The organism is Parabacteroides sp. PH5-46 (assembly GCF_029892785.1).
GTDB lineage: Bacteria > Bacteroidota > Bacteroidia > Bacteroidales > Tannerellaceae > DFXE01.
In genome coordinates, this window is sequence record NZ_JARXXA010000010.1 from 112900 (window position 1) to 132534 (window position 19635).

Annotated in this window: 14 protein-coding genes and 1 pseudogene; 2 read left to right on the plus strand and 13 right to left on the minus strand. The window is 44.4% G+C overall.

Annotated elements, in window-relative coordinates; translation table 11 throughout:
* Positions 1 to 6: 6 nt before the first annotated feature.
* Genes M2470_RS11785 through M2470_RS11835 form a run of 11 tightly spaced genes read right to left on the minus strand, consistent with a single transcriptional unit; the run spans position 7 to position 13529 of the window.
* Entirely contained in the window at positions 7 to 1278 is a 1272-nt protein-coding gene (locus tag M2470_RS11785) for an ABC transporter permease (protein ID WP_280745149.1), read from the minus strand.
* A gap of 17 nt (positions 1279 to 1295) precedes the next feature.
* The gene (locus M2470_RS11790) at positions 1296 to 2552 is read right to left on the minus strand and encodes an ABC transporter permease (RefSeq protein ID WP_280745148.1); all 1257 of its coding nucleotides are present in this window, start codon (positions 2550 to 2552) and stop codon (positions 1296 to 1298) included.
* 7 nt (positions 2553 to 2559) lie between these two features.
* The gene (locus M2470_RS11795; RefSeq protein ID WP_280745147.1) at positions 2560 to 3864 is read right to left on the minus strand and encodes an ABC transporter permease; all 1305 of its coding nucleotides are present in this window, start codon (positions 3862 to 3864) and stop codon (positions 2560 to 2562) included.
* Positions 3865 to 3866: 2 nt separating this feature from the next.
* Complete coding sequence (locus tag M2470_RS11800) at positions 3867 to 5168, minus strand: ABC transporter permease (RefSeq protein WP_280745146.1); 1302 nt, start codon at positions 5166 to 5168, stop codon at positions 3867 to 3869.
* 5 nt (positions 5169 to 5173) lie between these two features.
* A complete protein-coding gene (locus M2470_RS11805; RefSeq protein ID WP_280745145.1) occupies positions 5174 to 6475 on the minus strand; it encodes an ABC transporter permease in 1302 nt (433 codons plus the stop codon).
* Positions 6476 to 6500: 25 nt separating this feature from the next.
* On the minus strand, positions 6501 to 7766 hold the full coding sequence (locus M2470_RS11810; protein ID WP_280745144.1) for an FtsX-like permease family protein: 1266 nt from the start codon (positions 7764 to 7766) through the stop codon (positions 6501 to 6503).
* A gap of 12 nt (positions 7767 to 7778) precedes the next feature.
* A complete protein-coding gene (locus M2470_RS11815) occupies positions 7779 to 9041 on the minus strand; it encodes an ABC transporter permease (RefSeq protein ID WP_280745143.1) in 1263 nt (420 codons plus the stop codon).
* A gap of 2 nt (positions 9042 to 9043) precedes the next feature.
* Positions 9044 to 9709, minus strand: coding sequence for an ABC transporter ATP-binding protein (locus M2470_RS11820; RefSeq protein WP_280745142.1), 666 nt, complete (start codon positions 9707 to 9709; stop codon positions 9044 to 9046).
* A 21-nt stretch (positions 9710 to 9730) separates the two neighbouring features.
* A complete protein-coding gene (locus M2470_RS11825) occupies positions 9731 to 10996 on the minus strand; it encodes a multidrug ABC transporter substrate-binding protein (protein ID WP_280745141.1) in 1266 nt (421 codons plus the stop codon).
* A 23-nt stretch (positions 10997 to 11019) separates the two neighbouring features.
* Entirely contained in the window at positions 11020 to 12285 is a 1266-nt protein-coding gene (locus tag M2470_RS11830; RefSeq protein ID WP_348524219.1) for an ABC transporter permease, read from the minus strand.
* Complete coding sequence (locus tag M2470_RS11835) at positions 12285 to 13529, minus strand: HlyD family efflux transporter periplasmic adaptor subunit (RefSeq protein WP_280745140.1); 1245 nt, start codon at positions 13527 to 13529, stop codon at positions 12285 to 12287. The genes M2470_RS11830 and M2470_RS11835 overlap by 1 nt, the downstream gene beginning before the upstream one ends.
* A 286-nt stretch (positions 13530 to 13815) precedes the next feature.
* Here M2470_RS11835 and M2470_RS11840 point away from each other — a divergent pair, with 286 nt between their 5' ends.
* On the plus strand, positions 13816 to 14694 hold the full coding sequence (locus M2470_RS11840; RefSeq protein WP_280745139.1) for a PepSY-like domain-containing protein: 879 nt from the start codon (positions 13816 to 13818) through the stop codon (positions 14692 to 14694).
* A gap of 130 nt (positions 14695 to 14824) precedes the next feature.
* Here the strand turns inward: M2470_RS11840 and M2470_RS11845 are convergent.
* Positions 14825 to 15019: pseudogene (locus M2470_RS11845) on the minus strand (DUF4982 domain-containing protein); the annotation flags it as partial.
* A 363-nt stretch (positions 15020 to 15382) separates the two neighbouring features.
* On the opposite strand from M2470_RS11845, the gene M2470_RS11850 reads away from it, so the two are divergent.
* Positions 15383 to 18190 (plus strand): TonB-dependent receptor, encoded by a 2808-nt coding sequence (locus M2470_RS11850; RefSeq protein ID WP_280745138.1) that lies wholly within the window; start codon positions 15383 to 15385, stop codon positions 18188 to 18190.
* Here M2470_RS11850 and M2470_RS11855 read toward each other — a convergent pair.
* Positions 18146 to 19627 (minus strand): alpha-amylase, encoded by a 1482-nt coding sequence (locus tag M2470_RS11855; protein ID WP_280745234.1) that lies wholly within the window; start codon positions 19625 to 19627, stop codon positions 18146 to 18148. The genes M2470_RS11850 and M2470_RS11855 overlap by 45 nt on opposite strands.
* Positions 19628 to 19635: the final 8 nt, after the last annotated feature.

Below are 19635 nucleotides of genomic sequence, written 5' to 3' on the forward strand. Positions count from 1 at the left end.
CTTTTATCAAATTTCGTTTAAAGCATATACGATATTTTCACGGGAAGCACGCCAGGCCGGTATACCGGCACTGAGAAGGTTCAGCACCAGACAAAATAGGAAGGCATATATAAATACCTTTGGATTTACCAGCATTTCAACATTAATAGAGAGCGCTCCTTCGCGAAAGTTACTCATCTCGGTAGCCAGTAGCCAATCACTCATCAGTGTAACAGCCAGGTAACTGATAATAAGCCCAAGCAAACCGCCTATAATGGTAAGGATCAAGTTCTCATACAATATCTGCCACAACAGCTTGCCGGTAGTTGCTCCAAAGGCCTTGCGCACACCAATTTCGGGCATACGTTTCTTCATCCTCGATAGCGTCATACCCGACAGGTTGATAGTCGGTACCAGTAGAAGAATGAAAAGGATAATAGCATACCTGAGAATTACACGCTTACCGTCTGCTTGCATATTGCCTTGCCGGTACATACTGAGAAAAAGGTTTTCGGGTTGTCCATTGAGCCTGTATTCTCCTTTACTCAGGGTGGCATTTAACTGTATCAATAAGCGTTCAGCCTCTTCGCGGATAAGCGGAAAGTCTTTTGGGGAACGGGCCAGTATATAACAATTAAATGACCCTGTTGTATTCTCTGTCTCATGATTCCTGGGAAAAGTAGTAGTGGTATGTGGCACCCAGACTTCGGCATAGGCCGCCTCAGCAAGAGTAGATACCGCAGGCACAACCCCACAGATAGTGTACTCCGTATAACTAATAAGAATCGGCTTGCCAACTACATAGGTGGAACCATACAATCCACGGGCAATAGCCTCGTTAATAACAGCTTTCTTTATGCCGCTTTGTACATCGTCTTCCGTAAACGGTTTCCCGGCAAGGAAACGAAAGTCAAATACCTTCCAGAAGCGCTCATCCGTATAGCACACCTCGGCCTTATATTCATTTCTGCCGGCAGAGATAGATACAAGTCTTTCGTTTCCAAGAGAAACAGCCGTTACAGCCTCTGCCGTAGATATCGGATAAAATACCTCCTTTATTAAATGAAAGGAATTACTCGAAGAGCTATTATTGTTCTCACTCACATAATTACCCTTTGTTGCATACAGCATCCGGTCGCGATTCGTTTCCGGCCTGTAATTGGCTGTCCGTACCTCAAAGGCAATCACAAGAACCATAATCATGGCAATAGCCAATGCCGTCCCCACAATAGAAATGAAGCTAAGAAGCGGATTCTCCTTCAAAGTAGCCAACGCCTGTTTAAAATATTGCTTATACATCTTATGTTAAGTATTAATTATTCATAATGTAGTGCTTCTGCGGGTTGAATACTTGCTGAACGCCAAGCAGGATACCAGGTTGCAAGGATAATAACCAAACTGAGTGGCAGAATGGTGAACAGACTATTCAGTGCAAAGCGCTGCCAGGTTAAGCCTAGTGTATGAACCGGTAATGTTTCCACCAATATCAGGTTTCCCCATATTATAATAGCCGGAACCAGGGCGATGAGCAGTAAGCCCAGGCTCTCTGTCATCATTTGTCTCATTACCTGATGCCGTGAGGAGCCAACGGCAATGCACAAGCCTATTTCTTCCCTTCGTTTCTTTATACGCAACCAGAAAGTCCCAATCACCCCGAGAAATACATTGAGCAGAAAGAAGACCGTGAAGCCTGTTCGGTTTTGAACCGACTCATACACTCCATCCGCTTTTAAGGTTAATGTTCGCAATTCGCTTATAGGGATGATTCCGGTAATATAAAAGTTACCGATACTGAGTTGGGTATTCATCTCTGCCTTGAAAGAAGAGGCAAAATCTTTCTCATTCATACCGGAACGTGTACGGAAAGTAATACTGGTGTTGTCTTTAATATTCTCTTCATTCATTCCCATAAGTGTATGTTCCTGAAAAGGAAAATAAATATAATTATCCCGACGGCTAAACCGATGATTCTTTAAAGGAACGGATACGGCACTCACCCGATAGCTGCTTGTACTATCGTTTGTCAGTATCGTTTGTCCAGCAGCATGCGAGCCGGGGAAAAGGGCTTCTTCCATACCGGATGAGATAATCACCCCATGCTCCAAAGCCTCTCCCAGCAAAGAAGGCTCTCCACCTGCAGCAGGATGAACGCTGAACATCTCAAAGTAGGAAGGTGTTACATACAGAATCCGGGCATTTACCCGTAAAGAATCATGGCGATAACCCGCAGTCATATTCGAACTGCAATAGGGATAATGCCACTGTCCTATGCTTACGTCCATTATCTCGGAATGATTCCTTATACGATCTACGATGCGAAGAAAGTTCAGAGCAGGTTCTTCGCTGTCTTCTCCATAATCTATATAATTAGGATTATCAGATTGGTAATGAGCTATCTTTACTGCGTAGGTGTTCTCTATTTCAAAACCGAGCGGTATCCGGCTGGTAATAAGCATGACACTGAAGTAGTCTACAATATACCACATCAAGGCTGATACGATGAAAAGCTCAAGAATAATCCAGATGTTATTCTTCCACTGTGTCTTTATTAATTTGAAAACATGCTGTATCATACCTTTCTTATTTATCATGAATAGCTTCCACAATGTTTTTTCGCGATACATTCCATACTGGAATAAGAGAAGACAGCAGGTTGAGAACCACACATATCATAAAAGCATAGAAGAAAACCATGAAATTCATCAACATACCGGGAGACAAGGAAACTGCAGACGTTATTTCGCTGTATTTAGACATCAACAATGTGTTACTCAAAACCAAGACAATGCCGTATGATACCACCAGCCCGCAAAGCCCTCCCAGCAATGTAAGAAACAGGTTCTCGGTGAGTATCTGGTTGATCAAGGTTGTCCATCCGGCTCCAAAAGCCTTGCGAATGCCTATTTCCGGAATCCGTTCCTGCATTCGTGAAGCCATCAGTCCGGATAAATTTATTGCCGGAACCAATAAGAATACACAAATGATCAAGGAATAGCGAAGGATGATTTCATCAGAACTGCTGCTAAAGTCTATTTGCCTGATGGCTTCCTGCTTTTGGGAAAGAGGGGGTCTGCTTTCCAATGTAAATTCATAATCAATAAGCTGCGTATTATATTGTTTTCGTTTTTCTTCTATCTCTTTGCGAATCCTTTCAAAATCAGAAGGTTTATGAGCCAGAATATAAGCACGTATCGGCCCAACAATGTTCTCATATTCTTCCGTCCGAGTAAATACCGGCATAGATGTGAATGGGATCCATAGATCGGCATATGTGATTGTCATAGCAGGTGATATGTCTTTTACGATAGCTCCTACTACATACTCTATATCATTAATCAAAAAACTTTTACCGGAAATTTCCGACACACTTCCAAATAGCTTTCGTGCCATCCCCTCCGTGAGTACTGCCTTATGATAGCCGCTTTCAAACTCCTCCGTATTGTAAGGCTTGCCTTCAAGAAAAGAAAAACTAAAAACCTGCCAGTAGTCTGCATCTGTGCCACTTATATCGGCTGTATATTTATCTTTACTACCCGGAATAGAAAGATAGATATCTCCCAAAAGACGCTTTACCTGACCTACAGAAACAGAAGCCGCTACAAGCTCAGGACTCTTCAAGCTATAATAGCATTCCTTCAATGTTTGGTAGGAAAGTGAATAATTAATCGTTCTGCTACCATCCTTCTTCTTTGCAGTCCCGCTCTCATTCAGCAGCAAACGGCTCCTGTTTACCTCCGGTGCTATGTCTGCTGTCTTGATATGATAGACGATAGCTATCACCATCACCAAGGCTATGGCAAGCCCTGTTCCGGCAATATATATAGCGCTATAGAAGCGGTTCTGCTTCATCAGCTGCCAAGCCTGTTTGAAGTAAGTTTTATACATAATTATTCATCTTTGAGTGCTTCAACGGGTTTTATGCGACTGGCTGAGCGGGCAGGATACCAGATTGCCAATACAACTATAGCCGCTAATAATAACCAGGTGATAGCATTTGTAATCAGAAAGCGAACGATGGTATGATCGGGTAAATAATCGCCGTATGAACTATTACTTTGTCCCAATGTAGAGATCAGCCCGGCAGCGATAAACTGAGACTCTATGATCATGGCAGGTATGAGAATAAGGGTGAGCAATATGATTCCTTCCAGGACAAACAGTTTCTTTATTCCGGCTTCATTGGATCCCATAGCCCGGCGAATACCTACTTCTTCTTTCCGTACATTCACTCTGTACCAGAAGGTACCCAGCACACATAAGGTGATGTTGATGAGGAAAAACAGCATCAATCCGGACAGCGAACGTACCATGTTAGTCATTGCATTGTTGGTTTCCTTTTCCATTGCAACCAAAGATTTGACATTTTTCAGATAGTAATTCCCTACACGGAGGTTACTGCTCATTTGCTTTTTGAATGCCGGAATGAAGCGCGAAGCCGGGATATGCTCTTTGGAACGTATCGCTATATAAATGTAATTATAGTTTTGTTCGGAGATACGCTGCGGAAAGAATATAATCCCTTGCGGGCGATTATAGTTAAAACGTTTAAGATCATCAAGCACACCTACAACCAGGTGTTGGTCTCGTGGTGCGTCCGGACTTTTATAACTTGTTTCAATTGTTTTTCCAATGGCTGATTCTCCGGGAAAAAGACGTTCTGCCACCATCTGGGAGATCAAAACTGCTGATGGGTTTCCCCAGTCGAAATCAGTTAATGAGATGGCTTTTCCCTGATTCGATGTATGGCGGAAAGCACGGAAATAATCTTCTTCGGGGATAAATGTTATCCGCTGGATACCGGCTCTTTTAGTGCTGTCTGTAGCACTCCTGTATTCGCTCCCGTTGTAACTGCCTACTCCCGGTAAGGAAGAAAAGCTCTGACATAAAGCAACTGATTCGACATCAGGATATTCTTTAATTCGGTTTACGATGCGATACAGGTTGGCGATACCGGCCGATGGTTCGGCTTCAGCTTCTTTATATTCAGGCAGGGTTTTTGCCAAAGTTCCCAACTCTATATAATAGGTATTATTCAGATCCCGGTGAGAAGTCAGACTTTTGTTGTATTCCAACACAAAAAAGAAATCAACCATAAACCAGATCAGGCAAAAAACCAGCAACAGAGCAAGGAGTATCCATCCATTACTTTTTTTACGGTTCAGTATTTGTTTACATATACTCCACAACATAAGGCTCATTTTGCATTAAGTGAATAAATAATTTCTTTCCGGGAAGCTCTCCAAGCCGGCAGAACAGTTATAAGTAAATTCAACACGACACAAATACCCAAGGCAATAAAGAATATGTTGAAATTGATCATCATAGATGGTTTCATAATGCTATGCGTCCCTTCAGGAGGCATTCCTTCAAACATGACACTATCCATTCCTATTTGTAAGATCCAGTTTTGTGCCAGATAAACGATTAAAAAAGAAAGAATCAAGCCTAATAGCCCTCCAAGCAAAGTAAAAAAGAGGTTCTCTGCTACCAATTGGTTCATCAGCGTATATTTAGGAGCACCAAATGAGCGTCGGATGCCTATTTCTGCCAAGCGTTTCTCCATTTGTGAATCAGCCATTCCAGACAGACTTACAGCCGGAACAAGGAGTAAAATAAGAATAAGGACTCCATACTGAAGTAGTTCCTTGGTGAAATCGTCTCTCGTATTCCATTCGCGGATAGCGCTTTGCCATTGTTTGTCCGGCTGACCTTTAATGGAAAAAGTAGCTCCTTCCAGGGTAGAATCAAATTTACGTATATTCTCTTTTGCTTCTGCCTGCACCTGCTCTACATCTCCCTCCGACGAAGCTAATATATAAGCTGTAAATGCTCCCAGACAACCATTCGTATCAGTTTCTTCCAACTCAATATCTTCTATGGATGTATACGGTACCCATACTTGAGCGTAAGTGTTTACTGTTGCATATGATACATCCTTTACTACTCCACATATTTTGAACGGACGGAAGTCTAAACTGATCGTTCGCCCTACTACATCAACCGAACCGAATATCCGGCGTGCAAATGTCTCGGCGATAACAGCCGTTTGCATACCCGACTGCATGTCAGCTTCCGTAAAAGGATTGCCTCCTCTGAAGGAGAAATTAAAAACTTTCCAGAATCCGGTATCTACATACTTTATTTTGACAGGAATCTGCTCTGCACTCCCTTCCGGCTGGACGAATGATTCGTTGGATGCCTCATAAACAGCTGAAACGGCTTCTGCACCCTGTAGCGGGTAGAAACAAGTTTCAATCGTTTGTAGTGACAGGTAATAAGCATTCATACCACCATCATCTTTAACAACTTCTGCGTATTTGACACTAAGCAAACGGCTTCTGTTTGTTTCAGGGTAGATATTCGCAATCTTGATATAGTAAACAATCGCCAACACCATCACTACGGTTATAGAAAGTCCTGTCCCGATGATGTATATCGAGCTGAACAGTTTTTCCTGACGAATCAGGTTCCAGGCTTGTTTGAAGTAAAGCAACATATTTTTAACCGTTAATCGTTATAATTCATTCATCGCGTAAAGCATCTATCGGCTGTATGGAGGCTGCCCGGTTGGCAGGCCAGAAGGTACCGCTTATTACAATTACGCACATGATAAGCAGAGCCGATCCTAAGGCTATTAAGGTACGTCCGGCCGTAAAGGGCAGGCGCCAGGTATCCAGTATATCTGCATTAAGCATATTCAGGTAAACCAGAAAGGCGGGTATGATGATAAGCGACACTAAGCAAAGGCTTTCTACAAGAATAGAACGCCAGACGACTGTATTATTCGCTCCCATCGCCATACGGATACCGATCTCAGCCCGACGCTGCCGGGTACGTAACCAGAAAGCTCCGAATACACCCATAAATACAGTGATGAGCACAAATATCATAACATAGGTCATAGGCAACACGTCTTCGCGTATCATCTTACCTACTACATCATCCCGCAGTTTGTCGGATGAGACTATCGAAGCTACATACAGGTTATTCTCCCTCAAGCGATCACCCATTTCCGATATGAAATGCTCTTCAAAATGCCGGGCGCTTCCAGGGCGGATACGAAGACAGATATTCGTCCATGTGATATCATTGTTCTTTACCCACTCTTCATACTTAGAAGTAGAAAGCATCTCAAAATAAGCTCCTTCGTATGGATAGAAGTCCTGCCGTTTTAGTAGGTTGCAAACCTGTGCTATCTTATTTGGCTGAGGGATTTCGCCTTCAAAGCCTTCAAAAAACACTTCCTGTCCGATGGCCCGATCGGCCTCTCCGAAAAGTAGTTCACCTATATCTTCGGTCAGTACCAGTTGGCTATATCCGGTTTCCTGTACCTGAATAGGCTTACCATCAGGGGTTCGGATCTGAAACACATCAAAATAAGAAGGTGTTACCATCCGGTTTCGTACCGAAGGTGTTTGTATGCTGTCTGCCCGTAAGCCAATCCAGAATCCGCCCATCGAATACGGCTCTGAAAAGAGGGAAACGGAGGCTACTTCTACATCCGGGTGTAGCTTGATTCGCTCCACAATAGTAAATAAATCCTCAACAGATGTTTGGGTTATCTCTTCCGGGTTCACATAATGTTGCGCAATAGGCTCCAGCATTTTTAGCTTCATCATATAGGTGTTTTCTATGTTGAAGCCTTTAGGCTCCATATAGTTTTTCAGCTTAACCCACAAGAAGTCAGTCATCAATAGAAGGAAAAAGAATACAACAGCCAATTCAATCAACAACCAGGCATTCTGTTTACGTTCTACCCATATCTGTTTAAATAGTTGCTTTATCATTGGACGAATTGTTTAGATGTTTGTATTCAGAGAGTCAACCACTTCAGCCCGAGAGGTTCTCCAAGCCGGAAAAGTAGTAGACAAAAGATTGATGACCAAGCAAGTCAATAAGGCTGCAGCAAACAAAGCCGGTTTAAATATCATCGACAACTGGAGATTGACATCCGGTCGTTGAAGCAGGCTATCTTTTGTAATATAAAAGAATAGAAAAGATAGAAATAGCCCGATGATACTACCCAACAGTGTAATGATAAAGTTTTCGGCCAGTATTTGTCCTACAATATCCTTGGTCGTTGCCCCAAAGGCTTTCCGGAGGCCAAACTCAGGGTTTCGTTTCTGCATCTGCGAAAACATCATTGCCAACAGGTTGAATACCGGGAGAAACAGAAATAAAGCTGCCAAGGATAGCATACCGCTAAAGTTGCCGTGCATGCGGTCTTCCGGGGCATAGTAAAACATCTGTTGTGTGCTGCTAAGGGGTTGCTTCCATATATTGGCAAGAAACTCCTTCTGCCCGGTATTAAAGGTAGCTACCCGGTTTTGCGCCTCCTGGCGGATTGCGTCAAAATCAGCTGTAGACTTCGCTAACATACAAAGCTGTAACTGCCCTCCTATGCCCTCTACCATGCCGCCGCTCATAATATCCCGGTTCAAGGTATAAGGAATCCATATTTCGCCATATGCCTCACTGACAGCCTCGCTCACCGATGCTACAACGCCCTGTATCCGGTAGTCTACAAAGTCCAGCTGAATGCTTAATCCTGCTACCTGAGTGGTACCGAAAAACTCGCGAGCCACCCGCTCACTGACTACTGCTACAGGAATAGCTGAAGTAACCATCTCCGGCGTATAGGGGACTCCGTTGAGAAAGCGGAAGTCGAATACCTTCCAGAAAGCAGCATCTGTCTCACGCACATCACATTCACGCACGGTTTTACTTCCGGGAGCGCTTGTCTGTTTCTGCCGGACATGTGCCCCTACAGCTGTGATACTTTCAGGGGTAGTCATCGGGTAAAAACATTCATTTATAATACGGTATCCCAAAGCTCCTCCCCTAAACCCGGCATTCTTATCGTTAAGCCCCTCGATAGCACTAACATAAAGCATACGATGCCGCTCGGAAACAGGGGCAAAAGAGGCTGTCTTCACCTGGTAAACCAAGACCAGAACCATCATCATAGCTACAGCCAAAGCTGTCCCTAAAATGGTCAGAAAACTAACCAACGGATTTTCCCGGATAGTGGCTATTGCCTGTTTGAAATACTGCTTGTACATACTTATTGAATTTGTCGTCCGTCGAAGAAGCGGATGGTGCGGCTGGTTTGCTTGGCCTGGTGCTCGTTGTGCGTTACCATCACGATGGTACGTCCGTCTTCTTTGTTCAGCTTGTGCAGGATATCCATTACTTCGATACCCATTTTACTATCTAAGTTACCGGTCGGCTCATCCGCCAGTATGATGTTAGGAGCTCCTACAATAGCACGGGCGATGGCTACACGCTGACACTGTCCACCGGATAATTGGGTGGGGAAATGCTTCATACGATGGCTTAAGCCTACTTTCTCCAACACAGCCTGTGCAGCCTTCTTACGTTCTGAGGCTGATACCTTGCGATACAACAGGGGAAGTTCCACATTGTCCAGTACATTGAGGGAGTTGATCAGGTGAAAGCTCTGGAACACAAAGCCCAACTGATGGTTACGGAAAGCAGCCTGCTCTTTATCGTTCATGCTAACGGTATTAATTCCGTCTATCTCTACCACTCCGGTAGTAGGGGCATCCAGTAAGCCCATAATATTCAAAAGGGTTGACTTTCCGCAACCCGACGGTCCCATAATAGACAGGAACTCACCTTGTTTCACCTCTAGGTTTACGTTCTCTAATGCTACCGTTTCAATTTCTTTCGTGCGATAAATCTTCTGTAAATTCGTTAATTTGATCATGACTTTTTATTTTAATGATTATTATTCATATCGTAGTGCTTCAGCCGGGGGAAGGGAGGCTGCTTTTCGTGCCGGTAGCCAGATACCCAGGCAAATCATACCGCCCATCAGCAGATAAGAAGCTATCGTTACAGTTACTAAGCGCCAGAGAGATAACGACAAGCGATCGCTGGCTATCTGATCTGCCGAGATCATCCCGACCACAAAAAAGAGAAGAGGTAGCAAGGTGGTAATCAACAAGCAAACGCCTTCTATATTCATAAAACGGTAGATTCCTCCTTTACTGGAGCCTACTGCCACACGCAAACCAATCTCTCCTCTTCGGTACTGGGTACGCAGCCAGAACGTACCGATAATACCGAAGAATACGTTGATGAGCATGAAGGCCATTAGCGAAACTTTGATTTTACTCTTTCTTTCATACGTCTTTATCATATCATATCGCTGATCCTTAAACGATTTCGCCCCATATACATAGAGATTGTTTACCGTCAGGCGCTCGCTTATCGATTCCAGAAAGCGGTTCATGTCTTCCGGGCTCATCTCTTGTTTCAGCCTTACGCACAGTTCAGCCTTAGAAGCGCTAAAGTAATCCACATTCTCCCTTAGTCCGCTCCCTACCAGGACTGTATAAAGACATGGTTCACTTATTTCGTAATCAGAATTCCGTATAGGCTCACTTACAGCTACTACAGGTATCTCTTCTTCCGATCCGGGATATCGCAGCTTGCGTCCTTTGCCGCTTTGTGCTCCAAAAAACTTCTTCTCCAGATCTGCCGATATCACCATCGAACCCTCAGTTACACTCAACTGTGGAATAATGGAATTTCCCTGCTTATCATTAACACGGAAAACCGTAAAGTATTCCGGTGTAACCCGCCGTACATGAAACGAACCGGAAGAAAGCCCTGTCGTATCCCCATCTATCGGCTCAATGCTTGTCCACGAATTGCCGAATGAGTAAGGACAGGAGAAATAGGTAGCGCATACCTCTTCTACCTCCTCGCTCAGGCGGATCTGATCCATTAGTCTCAGTAAGTCATCTGTTTCTGAAGTGGTCTTCTCTTCCGGCAACACATAGCCTGGTGCCTGGCTATTCAGGTTTCCCAGTTTCAAACGCCAGGTGTTCTGTATATCGTATCCCAGCGGAAGGTTATAGGTATGGGTATCAACCAGTAATTGATCTGCCATAAACCAGAGTACACCCATCACGATCAGAAGTTCCGCAAAGATCCAGCTATTGGTGCGACGCTGTTTCCATATTATTTTGAATATCTGTTTCAACATGATATATCCTTATTTTCAGATTATTATTCTATTTCTTTTAACGAATCTACCACCGGCTGACGGGATATTCGGAAAGCCGGGAAAAAGGCACTTGATATATTCATCAACAGCACAAAGAGTAGTGCAATCAGTAATGTGGCAGGCTGTAGTAGCATATCCATTGTGAGCATCGGCTCGTTGGGAAGCAGGAAGCTGCGGCAAGCCAGTAAAAGCAGGAAAGAGAATGCAAAACCGATGATCCCACCAATACAGGTTATCACCAGATTTTCACACAGTATCTGAAACAGCAGTTTCCGGTTCGTTCCACCGAAAGCCTTTCTTACGCCCATCTCACTTCTCCTTCGCTGGACAGACGACTGAGCTACTCCGCTCAGGTTAAGCGCCGGAACCAGCAGCAAAAAGAGTAGCAAAGCACCCGTTTCAGTCAAGAATTCACTAGGCTTTACACGTTTAAAACCAGTACTTCCCATCGCTATATCCATACGGGTTAGAGTCCCTTCCAGAAAGCCAACTTCGTACTCTATTTTGTTGGCATTATATTGAGCTTTCCGTCGTTCCAATTCATTGCGAATTGCCTCAAAATCACCCTTTTTTTTCGCCAATATACAGACATTGAACTCACCGGGTATTCCCTCGCTGTGGCGCACCGGCAACAGGTTTTCGTCGGTAGTATAAGGAAGCCAGATGTCGGCATACGCGTCTGTAGCGGCATTACTCACTTCTTTCACCACTCCACAGATTGTATAATGCATAAAGTCCAGCGAAACAGTTTGTCCCACTACATCAGTTGTTTCAAACAATTCATATGCCAGCCGGTCATTGATTACAGCTGTCCGGATACCCGACTGAAAGTCTGCTTCGCTAAAGGCTCTGCCTTTCAGAAAGTGAAAGTCAAATACTTTCCAGAAGTAGTGATCTGTTGATTTAATGGAATATTCCTTGTATAAACGTTTGCCTGGCAAAGATATCGGGCGCTTGTCGGAAGCTATAGCCGTAACAGCTTCAGGCGTTTCCAACGCATAAAAACATTCTTTCACCACTTCAGTAGACATACTTCCCCTGTTCCGCATACCATTCGAGTCTTTCGCCTGGGATTGGGTAGCGTTGATATAAAGCATCCGTTCCCTCCTGATCTCGGGGGAATAAGCGGCCAGCTGTATCTGGTAAATCAAGATAACTACCATGATAGCAGCAATGGAAAGTGCTGTCCCCAGTATAGAAATTGTGCTCACCAAAGGGCTTTCCTTCAGCATTTGTAGAGCCTGTTTAAAGTATTGTTTAATCATCATTATTTAAGTTTCAGTTTGTTTTTCTCTTTGTAGTTATTCATGTCAGAAACTACTACTTCGTCTCCTTGCTGCAAACCTTCTACAACTTCCACATACTCAAAGTTACTGTCGCCTAAACGCACTTTTCGCTTGATTAACTGATTGTCGTTTACTACAAACAGTTCATACTCACCCTTGCCTATATAGTAAGAGCTATTGCTGATACGCAACACGTCGTCTTTGATGGCATTCATCACATATACATCAGTCTTTAAGCCGGATCGGAGCCTCCGGTGGTTGTCTTCTTCCAGTTGTACGGTGAAAGAAATCACACCATTCTTGGACAGAGGAGTTACATCACTTACTACACCATTCAACTTGTCGTTGCCTATCTTCACTACCGCTTTGCTTCCCGGGGCAATCCGGTCGCCATAGGTATCGGCTATTTCTCCTTCTATCTTAAAATGAGACAGATCGGAAACGATAGCCACCCGATTACCCTGTTGTACCTGGGCGCCTACTTCATTGTTTACATATGTAAGGATGGCTTTGCGCGGAGAGCGTATCTGCGCATCTTCCAGGGTGCGTTTCATTTCGGCCAACTCCTTGCGGAAGATGCTTAGTTCCAATTCTTTTACTTTCAGTTCGGCTTCAGACAAGGCCTGTTCGTTTGTATATTTCTGTTCGTCTTCATTCAGTTGGAGTTGTCCTACATTGTAGCTCAGTTCTACCTGTCGTACTTTATCGGTGGTTCCGGCACCCAGGCTGTCCAGGTACTGTTCGTTGCGTAGCTCTACCTCTTTGCGGTTCAGCTCCATACGGGATACTTTCAGTTTCATTTCCATTTCAGAGAGCTTGCCCCGGTTAGAGACCCGTAACTGCTCCAGTTGAAGACGCTTCATCTGCTCTTCGTCCAGCAATTTGTTATATTCTGTTTCCGCTGTCTGAAGGTCCAGCTTCAGGATAGGAGTTCCTACATCTACAGAATCTCCTCCCCTTTTGTATATTTCTACAATCCGTGAATTAATCGGGGAGTTAATAATCTCTTCGAAAGCCGGAATAACCTTCCCCGAGGCACTTACCGATACTTCTATCAGCCCTTTATCAACTATAGAAAACTGTAGGTCTTTCCGACTCAGGCTGGTTTGCAGTAACGAAATCAGCAAAGCTATGATTACAATACCTCCTCCCAGCCCGGCTACAATCTTAAAAATCTGCGTCCGTTGCTCTTTCCTGCGTACCTCTTTTGATATCTCTCTATCCATATAATGATTGTTTTTTTTGAATCACTCCTAAAAAGACAAATGCTATGCCAAAAACACAAACGCCTGATTATGTGCACACAGAGAGTCAAATCGAATGTTCAGAATCGAACACTGTGTTCGGTTTTGATTTTTTATGATATTTCTTCTTTATTTCTTAAACTTTTTATCTATAAGTTGTGTTTCTATATAAGAGTACGGCACTATAATGCAAAACCGAATAAGCCGTAGCATGATGATGAAATGATTTAACTATCGAATATATTAACGTTTTTCAATTTAAATTTGTATGAGAACCAAGAAAAATTTATTGTTTTTTACACTCCCTTGTTTTGTTTTACTATTGTTTAGCTGTACTATTGACAGCGATAACAAAAGCACTAACGAACCGGAGATTACATCACGAATTACCCCCAATGAAGAAGTCTTGAGAGCATTCGATACTAAGTATCCCTATGCTAAAGATATTGTATGGAGTAATAATGAAACCTATTATGTTGCAGATTTTACAGAATTATCTAAAACGATAAATGCCTGGTTTGAGCCAAGTGGAGAATGGGTGTTAAGTAAAGTTTCCGTAACAGCGGAGGAATTACACAAAGAAGTATCCATTGCACTAAAAGAGGACAGTTTTACCGAATATGAAATTGAAAGCAGAAGCCTTCTCAAACGCAAAGACTTTGAAGACATTTATGTACTAGAGGCTGAAAAGAATAATCGCTCATATAACCTCTATTTTTCTACCGGAGGCGATTTTATCAAGACAATCGCTCACGACTATAATTTCGTAGACTCACCAGTTAGTATTCCTGCCGCAATAACGGATTTTGTTACCTCATCATTTAACAATCCGGCATTCCTCGACTTATGGTACGACTCACTGGGTATGAAAGTAGGTATTTCAGAGTCCGGAACGTATAAAATTGTAGCATTCGATTCTACTTCCCTTTGGATATGTACCATCTGGAATGTAGAAGAAACCAATGTCCCTATAGTAGTAATGGATAGTTTCAAAAATTCAAAGTATGGATCAAAAAACGTTCAAAGTACTAAAATAAAAGAGAACAACGAAGAAGTTGCATATCTCTTCTATTTCAGCAATGAGGGGAAACAAAGCATTGCAACATTAACAGAAACAGGACGCTTCAAGAGTATTCTGTCCTATTAAAGACACAGTAGTGGGAAGCCCATGCAACGCCTTCCTGCTGCTACTTTTCATCAATCAACACAAAGCAAGGATGTCGGTTCGTAGTGAATACGCGCCGACATCACTATTATATACTCCTATTCACTGATCCATTCACCTCTTTTTCCGCCACAGCATTTCCGTCTTTATCATAAACAATTACCATTAATGTGCCCGGCTCGTAGCGGGTACCCATCCACATCAGGCGTAGCGTTTCTGACATGCCAGGCTTGTCAATGCTCCGTCTGAAGCACTGTTTCCCAGCTCTCCGCTCTACCGGAAATTTATACACCTCACGCAAGCTCACTGCAGAAGCCGTTTCCGCTCCTAAGATAATCTGCTGAGAGAACTTCTTATACGCCTTTGTTTCAGCTCAACAAACGTAAACAATTTCCTCTATTCATATCCAGAAATAATTTAGAGGTACGTCTAAATTCATTTAGAGGTAGGTGTAAATTATTTTAGAGGTACGTCTAATTTGATTTAGAGGTACGTCTAAATTATTTTGAAGGTACCTTTACAGTAAAAAAGGTATCAGCTTGCGAAAAAGTAAAGAACAGGGGTTTGGAGAATAATGCCAAGAAAACCAGTTTCGTATAAAAATAGTCGAATCAAATTTGAAAGATACGTTTATCTTTGCATGGGTTATTTTTTGAAAAAAGAGAGTGATATGAAAAATTACTTGGTTATTATTCTGCTTCTACTTATACCTCATTTATCTGATGCACAAAACGTTAAAGGGTATATATATGACGCTTCCAACGAAGAACCGCTGACGGGGGTTAATATTTACTATAAGGATAAGGGGACGACAAAGGGCTCTATCAGTGATATGGACGGGCGCTACGAATTGGATATTCCGGCTGGGAGCCTGACGCTTACGTTCAGTTATCTGGGGTATGAAACCGAATCCCGGCCACTGATTGTTAAACGCGGGCAGGACATTACCCTGAATATCCCCATGAAACTGCAATCCAACCTGATGGACGAAGTGGTGGTGAGCGTAGGGCGTTACGAGCAGAAAATCAGCGAAGTAATAGTCTCCATGGATGTGCTGAAAGCACCCGAAATTGCCCGGCAAAACCCTACAGACCTGAGCGCTGTACTGAATACCATGCCGGGGGTAGATGTGACCGACAAGCAACCTTCCATCCGTGGCGGAAGCGGCTGGACTTACGGTGTGGGTAGCCGCAGCCAGGTGTTGGTAGACGGGATGTCTATCCTGACTCCTGCCGTAGGAGAGATCAACTGGAATATGATACCGATGGAGAATATCGAACAGGTAGAGGTAATCAAAGGAGCCTCCTCTGTATTGTATGGTTCATCGGCGCTGAACGGGCTGATCAACGTGCGGACCGCCCGTCCCGGCTTAGATCCTAAAACCCGGGCGAATGCTTATATCGGGATATACGCCAATCCGAAAAACGAAGGGTATAAATGGTGGGGAGACGACTTCTGGAGCGACGGAAAATACGAGGTAGAACCCTTCCTGCGCCGGAATGTGCTTTCCGGCATCCGCAACCCGATCTACAACGGGCTGGACATTTCGCACTCACGAAGAATCAACAACTTTGATGTATCGGGCAGTCTGAATCTCTTTACAGATGAAGGATACCGCGAAGGAAACTATAACAAACGGCTTCGCCTGGGAGGGAATATCACCTACCACGATCCGAACGTTCACGGGCTGAATTACGGGCTGAACGGCAACTTCCTGTCGAACGATTATGCCAGCTTCTTTATCTGGCGGTCGGCGAAGGAAGCCTACACACAATCGCCACTGGCCAGTATGGGACGGCAGGGAAACAGCTTTTATATCGACCCCTTCGTCAATTATTCCAACATGAATAATAATACGACCCACCGGCTGAAAGGACGTATCTACCACAAGGCAGACAACATCAAGTCCAGGCGTACCGACAAGTCTATCGTCCAGATAGCCGACAAGATGGGTTTCAATTACGATGCCATTCCCGATCTGGTGGATATGATTCAAAACCCGACTACTACCCTATTGCCCAAATTTATACCGCATCTGGGCGACATCATGAACGGCTATTTTGGCGGAGCCGCCAAAGAGGTAGAGAAGCTGGGTAACTACTATTTTCCCAAGGCAGAACCGGCTGATTATGTAGACCTGATCTCCTGGATTATGGGAAATACACCGCTTCCTTCATTCTCCGACAATTCGGAACTGATTCCCTGGGCCTTAAATGCTGTAACAGGCAATGGAAAAGACAATAGCTCTCCGGCTGATAATACGACTTCGTATTTCCTGGATTACCAGTTCAGCAAGAAGTATGACAATGCGCAACTTACCACCGGAGCTACGTTTGAGCATATTTACAACGATTCACCCGTTAGCGGATTACACAAGAGCGACAATATAGGGCTGTTTGCCCAATACGACCGGAAGTTCTTCGACCGGCTGACCGCCTCGTTGGGGATGCGCTTGGAGTACTACCGGGTAGACGAGCAATACAAGGAAGCCGAGACAAAGGTATTCGGCGTGGAAGTGCCCTTCAAACCTATCTTGCGGGGAGGTTTGAACTATGAGTTGGCAGAGCACAGCTTTATCCGGGCATCCGTAGGACAGGGATACCGCTATCCCTCTATTATGGAGAAGTATGTTTACCGGGATATCGGGGGCGTAGCTGCCTATCCCAACGAACAACTGAAAGCTGAAAAAGGTTTTAATGCCGAGCTGGGTATCAAGCAGGGATACAAGATTGGCAACTTTATGGGCTACCTGGATGTGGCAGGCTTTTACAATTACTATAAAGACATGATTGAGTTTCAGTTTGGCTTGTTCAACAACAATACCTTCGAGTATGTAACCAACCTGATGGATGTAGTAACGATGATTACAAACGGGCAGATGCCGGGCATAGGAACCCGCTTTGAGAACATCTCCCGCGCCCGGATATACGGGGTGGACGCCTCGATCAATGGCCTATGGAACATCAGTCCCTCTGTGAAAATGACCTACAATATGGGATACGTATTCCTGCAACCGATAGACGTAGATGCCGACAAGATAAATGCCGCAGAAGAAGCCAATACCGACCTGCTGGCAATGAAGTCCAAATCAAATACCTCGAAATACCTGAAATACCGCCAAAAGCACTCCGTAAAAGGCGTGTTCGACCTGTACTGGAAGAGGTTCAGCCTTGGTACCAACATTACCTGGAAGAGCAAAACACTTGCCGTAGACTACTTTATGGTAGACGAACGTATAAAAGATCATCCTGACATTATGGACTACGCCCGGGGGATTATCTTCTCCGGACTGCATGATTACTGGACAGATAAAAACAAAGGATATTTTGCCATGGACCTGCGCCTGGGCTTTGAACTGAGCAAGAACATCTACCTGCAAGCCAGCGTAAATAATGTGTTCAATAAGGAGTACAGCCTGCGCCCGATGGACGTTTCAGCTCCACGTACTTTCGTCTTGCGGATGAATACTACTTTCTGATTCGCTGATCCATACGGCTAGTTGACCACCCGGCACATAGAAGGTGGCATAGCCTTCTTCGTCGATAACGACCTCTTGGGAGATATGGCCTGTTACTTCGCTCCAGCGCTCGCCTGCCCGGTGCTTACCGACGTACATGCGCTTCTCGCCGTCTGCTCCGTTTGAGATTAGCAAAGCTACTCCTGAAGCGGGATGCTCATCGTCTCCCAGACGCACAAAGCCTACGGTATTGGGATGGTCGAAGTAGTTTAGCTGATCGCCATACGCGTATAACCTTCTGACTTCGACAAGACGCTTGAGTATTGGGTGGTGAGGGGAGATCTTACCTCCTATGCTATAATAGTCGCCATAGAAAAGGCAGGGGTAGCCATCCTTCATCAAGAGGATCAGAGCATAAGCCGCCGGCTTGAACCAGGCTTCTATTTCCGATTCCAGGGAACTTCCCTTTTGCGAATCATGGTTGTCTACAAAGGTAACAGCTCGTTTGGGATGGCGGGAAACCAAGGTCCCCTCCAGCAGGTTAGCCAGATTATAGCTCCCTTTCAAACGGGAAGCATCAAAGAGGTTATAATGCAGCGGAACGTCAAATAAATCCAGGGAGAAAGAGAGTTTATCAAGATAGCTTTCAAGCGTTTCTACATCACGCTTCCAGTATTCGCCTACGGCATAAAACTGCTCTCCAAACTCTTCCCGCAAGGCTTTCAGAAACTCGTTTATGAAATGGCTATTGATGTGTTTAATGGCATCCAGGCGCATACCGTCGAGGTTTAGCTCACGGGTAACCCATATCCCCCATTTGATCATTTCGTCGGCCACTTTGGGGTGATTAAAATCCAGATTAGCAAACATCAGGAAGTCGTAATTCCCGTTTTCGTCGTCTACAGCTTCGCTCCATTGCTTGTCGTTTCCCGACACCAGGAAGATGCCTTTTTTTCCTGTCCGCTTGTCATAGTCTACTCCGGTAAAGTGCTCCCAGTTCCATTTGAAGGAGGAATGCCGGTACCTCCCGGGAAAGGTAAAACCGGTCATGCCTTCTATTTCTTCGATTTCGCCGATAAAGTCTTTCCGCTGAATGGGATTTACTTCCCGTACCTTAAAGGTTTCGGCAAAGTCGGCTCCGGCTTTGTGGTTCATAACGGCATCGAGATAAACGTTAATCTTGTATTTGTGGAGCTCTTCTATCATCTTTTTCAGCTCCTCTTTGTTGCCATATTTGGTTCGTATCGTGTCTTTCTGCCAGAACTCCCCCAGATCGTACAAGTCGTAAGCCGCATAGCCCGCATCGCCCTGTGAGATTGCTTTGTGAGCGGGAGGTATCCACACGGCTGTTATACCCAACGCGTGCAGACGAGAGGCTTCTTCCCTTAATATGCTCCAAAGTTTCCCGTGATTCGGCAGGTTCCATTCAAAGAACTGCATCATCACGCCGTTTTCAATCATACCAT

What these genes read in the sequence shown, in the direction of transcription:
- M2470_RS11785 (WP_280745149.1), bottom strand. Translation starts at nt 1,278, where the DNA reads ATGTATAAGCAATATTTTAAACAGGCGTTGGCTACTTTGAAGGAGAAT.
- M2470_RS11790 (WP_280745148.1), bottom strand. Translation starts at nt 2,552, where the DNA reads ATGATACAGCATGTTTTCAAATTAATAAAGACACAGTGGAAGAATAAC.
- M2470_RS11795 (WP_280745147.1), bottom strand. Translation starts at nt 3,864, where the DNA reads ATGTATAAAACTTACTTCAAACAGGCTTGGCAGCTGATGAAGCAGAAC.
- M2470_RS11800 (WP_280745146.1), bottom strand. Translation starts at nt 5,168, where the DNA reads ATGTTGTGGAGTATATGTAAACAAATACTGAACCGTAAAAAAAGTAAT.
- M2470_RS11805 (WP_280745145.1), bottom strand. Translation starts at nt 6,475, where the DNA reads ATGTTGCTTTACTTCAAACAAGCCTGGAACCTGATTCGTCAGGAAAAA.
- M2470_RS11810 (WP_280745144.1), bottom strand. Translation starts at nt 7,766, where the DNA reads ATGATAAAGCAACTATTTAAACAGATATGGGTAGAACGTAAACAGAAT.
- M2470_RS11815 (WP_280745143.1), bottom strand. Translation starts at nt 9,041, where the DNA reads ATGTACAAGCAGTATTTCAAACAGGCAATAGCCACTATCCGGGAAAAT.
- M2470_RS11820 (WP_280745142.1), bottom strand. Translation starts at nt 9,709, where the DNA reads ATGATCAAATTAACGAATTTACAGAAGATTTATCGCACGAAAGAAATT.
- M2470_RS11825 (WP_280745141.1), bottom strand. Translation starts at nt 10,996, where the DNA reads ATGTTGAAACAGATATTCAAAATAATATGGAAACAGCGTCGCACCAAT.
- M2470_RS11830 (WP_348524219.1), bottom strand. Translation starts at nt 12,285, where the DNA reads ATGATGATTAAACAATACTTTAAACAGGCTCTACAAATGCTGAAGGAA.
- M2470_RS11835 (WP_280745140.1), bottom strand. Translation starts at nt 13,529, where the DNA reads ATGGATAGAGAGATATCAAAAGAGGTACGCAGGAAAGAGCAACGGACG.
- M2470_RS11840 (WP_280745139.1), top strand. Translation starts at nt 13,816, where the DNA reads ATGAGAACCAAGAAAAATTTATTGTTTTTTACACTCCCTTGTTTTGTT.
- M2470_RS11850 (WP_280745138.1), top strand. Translation starts at nt 15,383, where the DNA reads ATGAAAAATTACTTGGTTATTATTCTGCTTCTACTTATACCTCATTTA.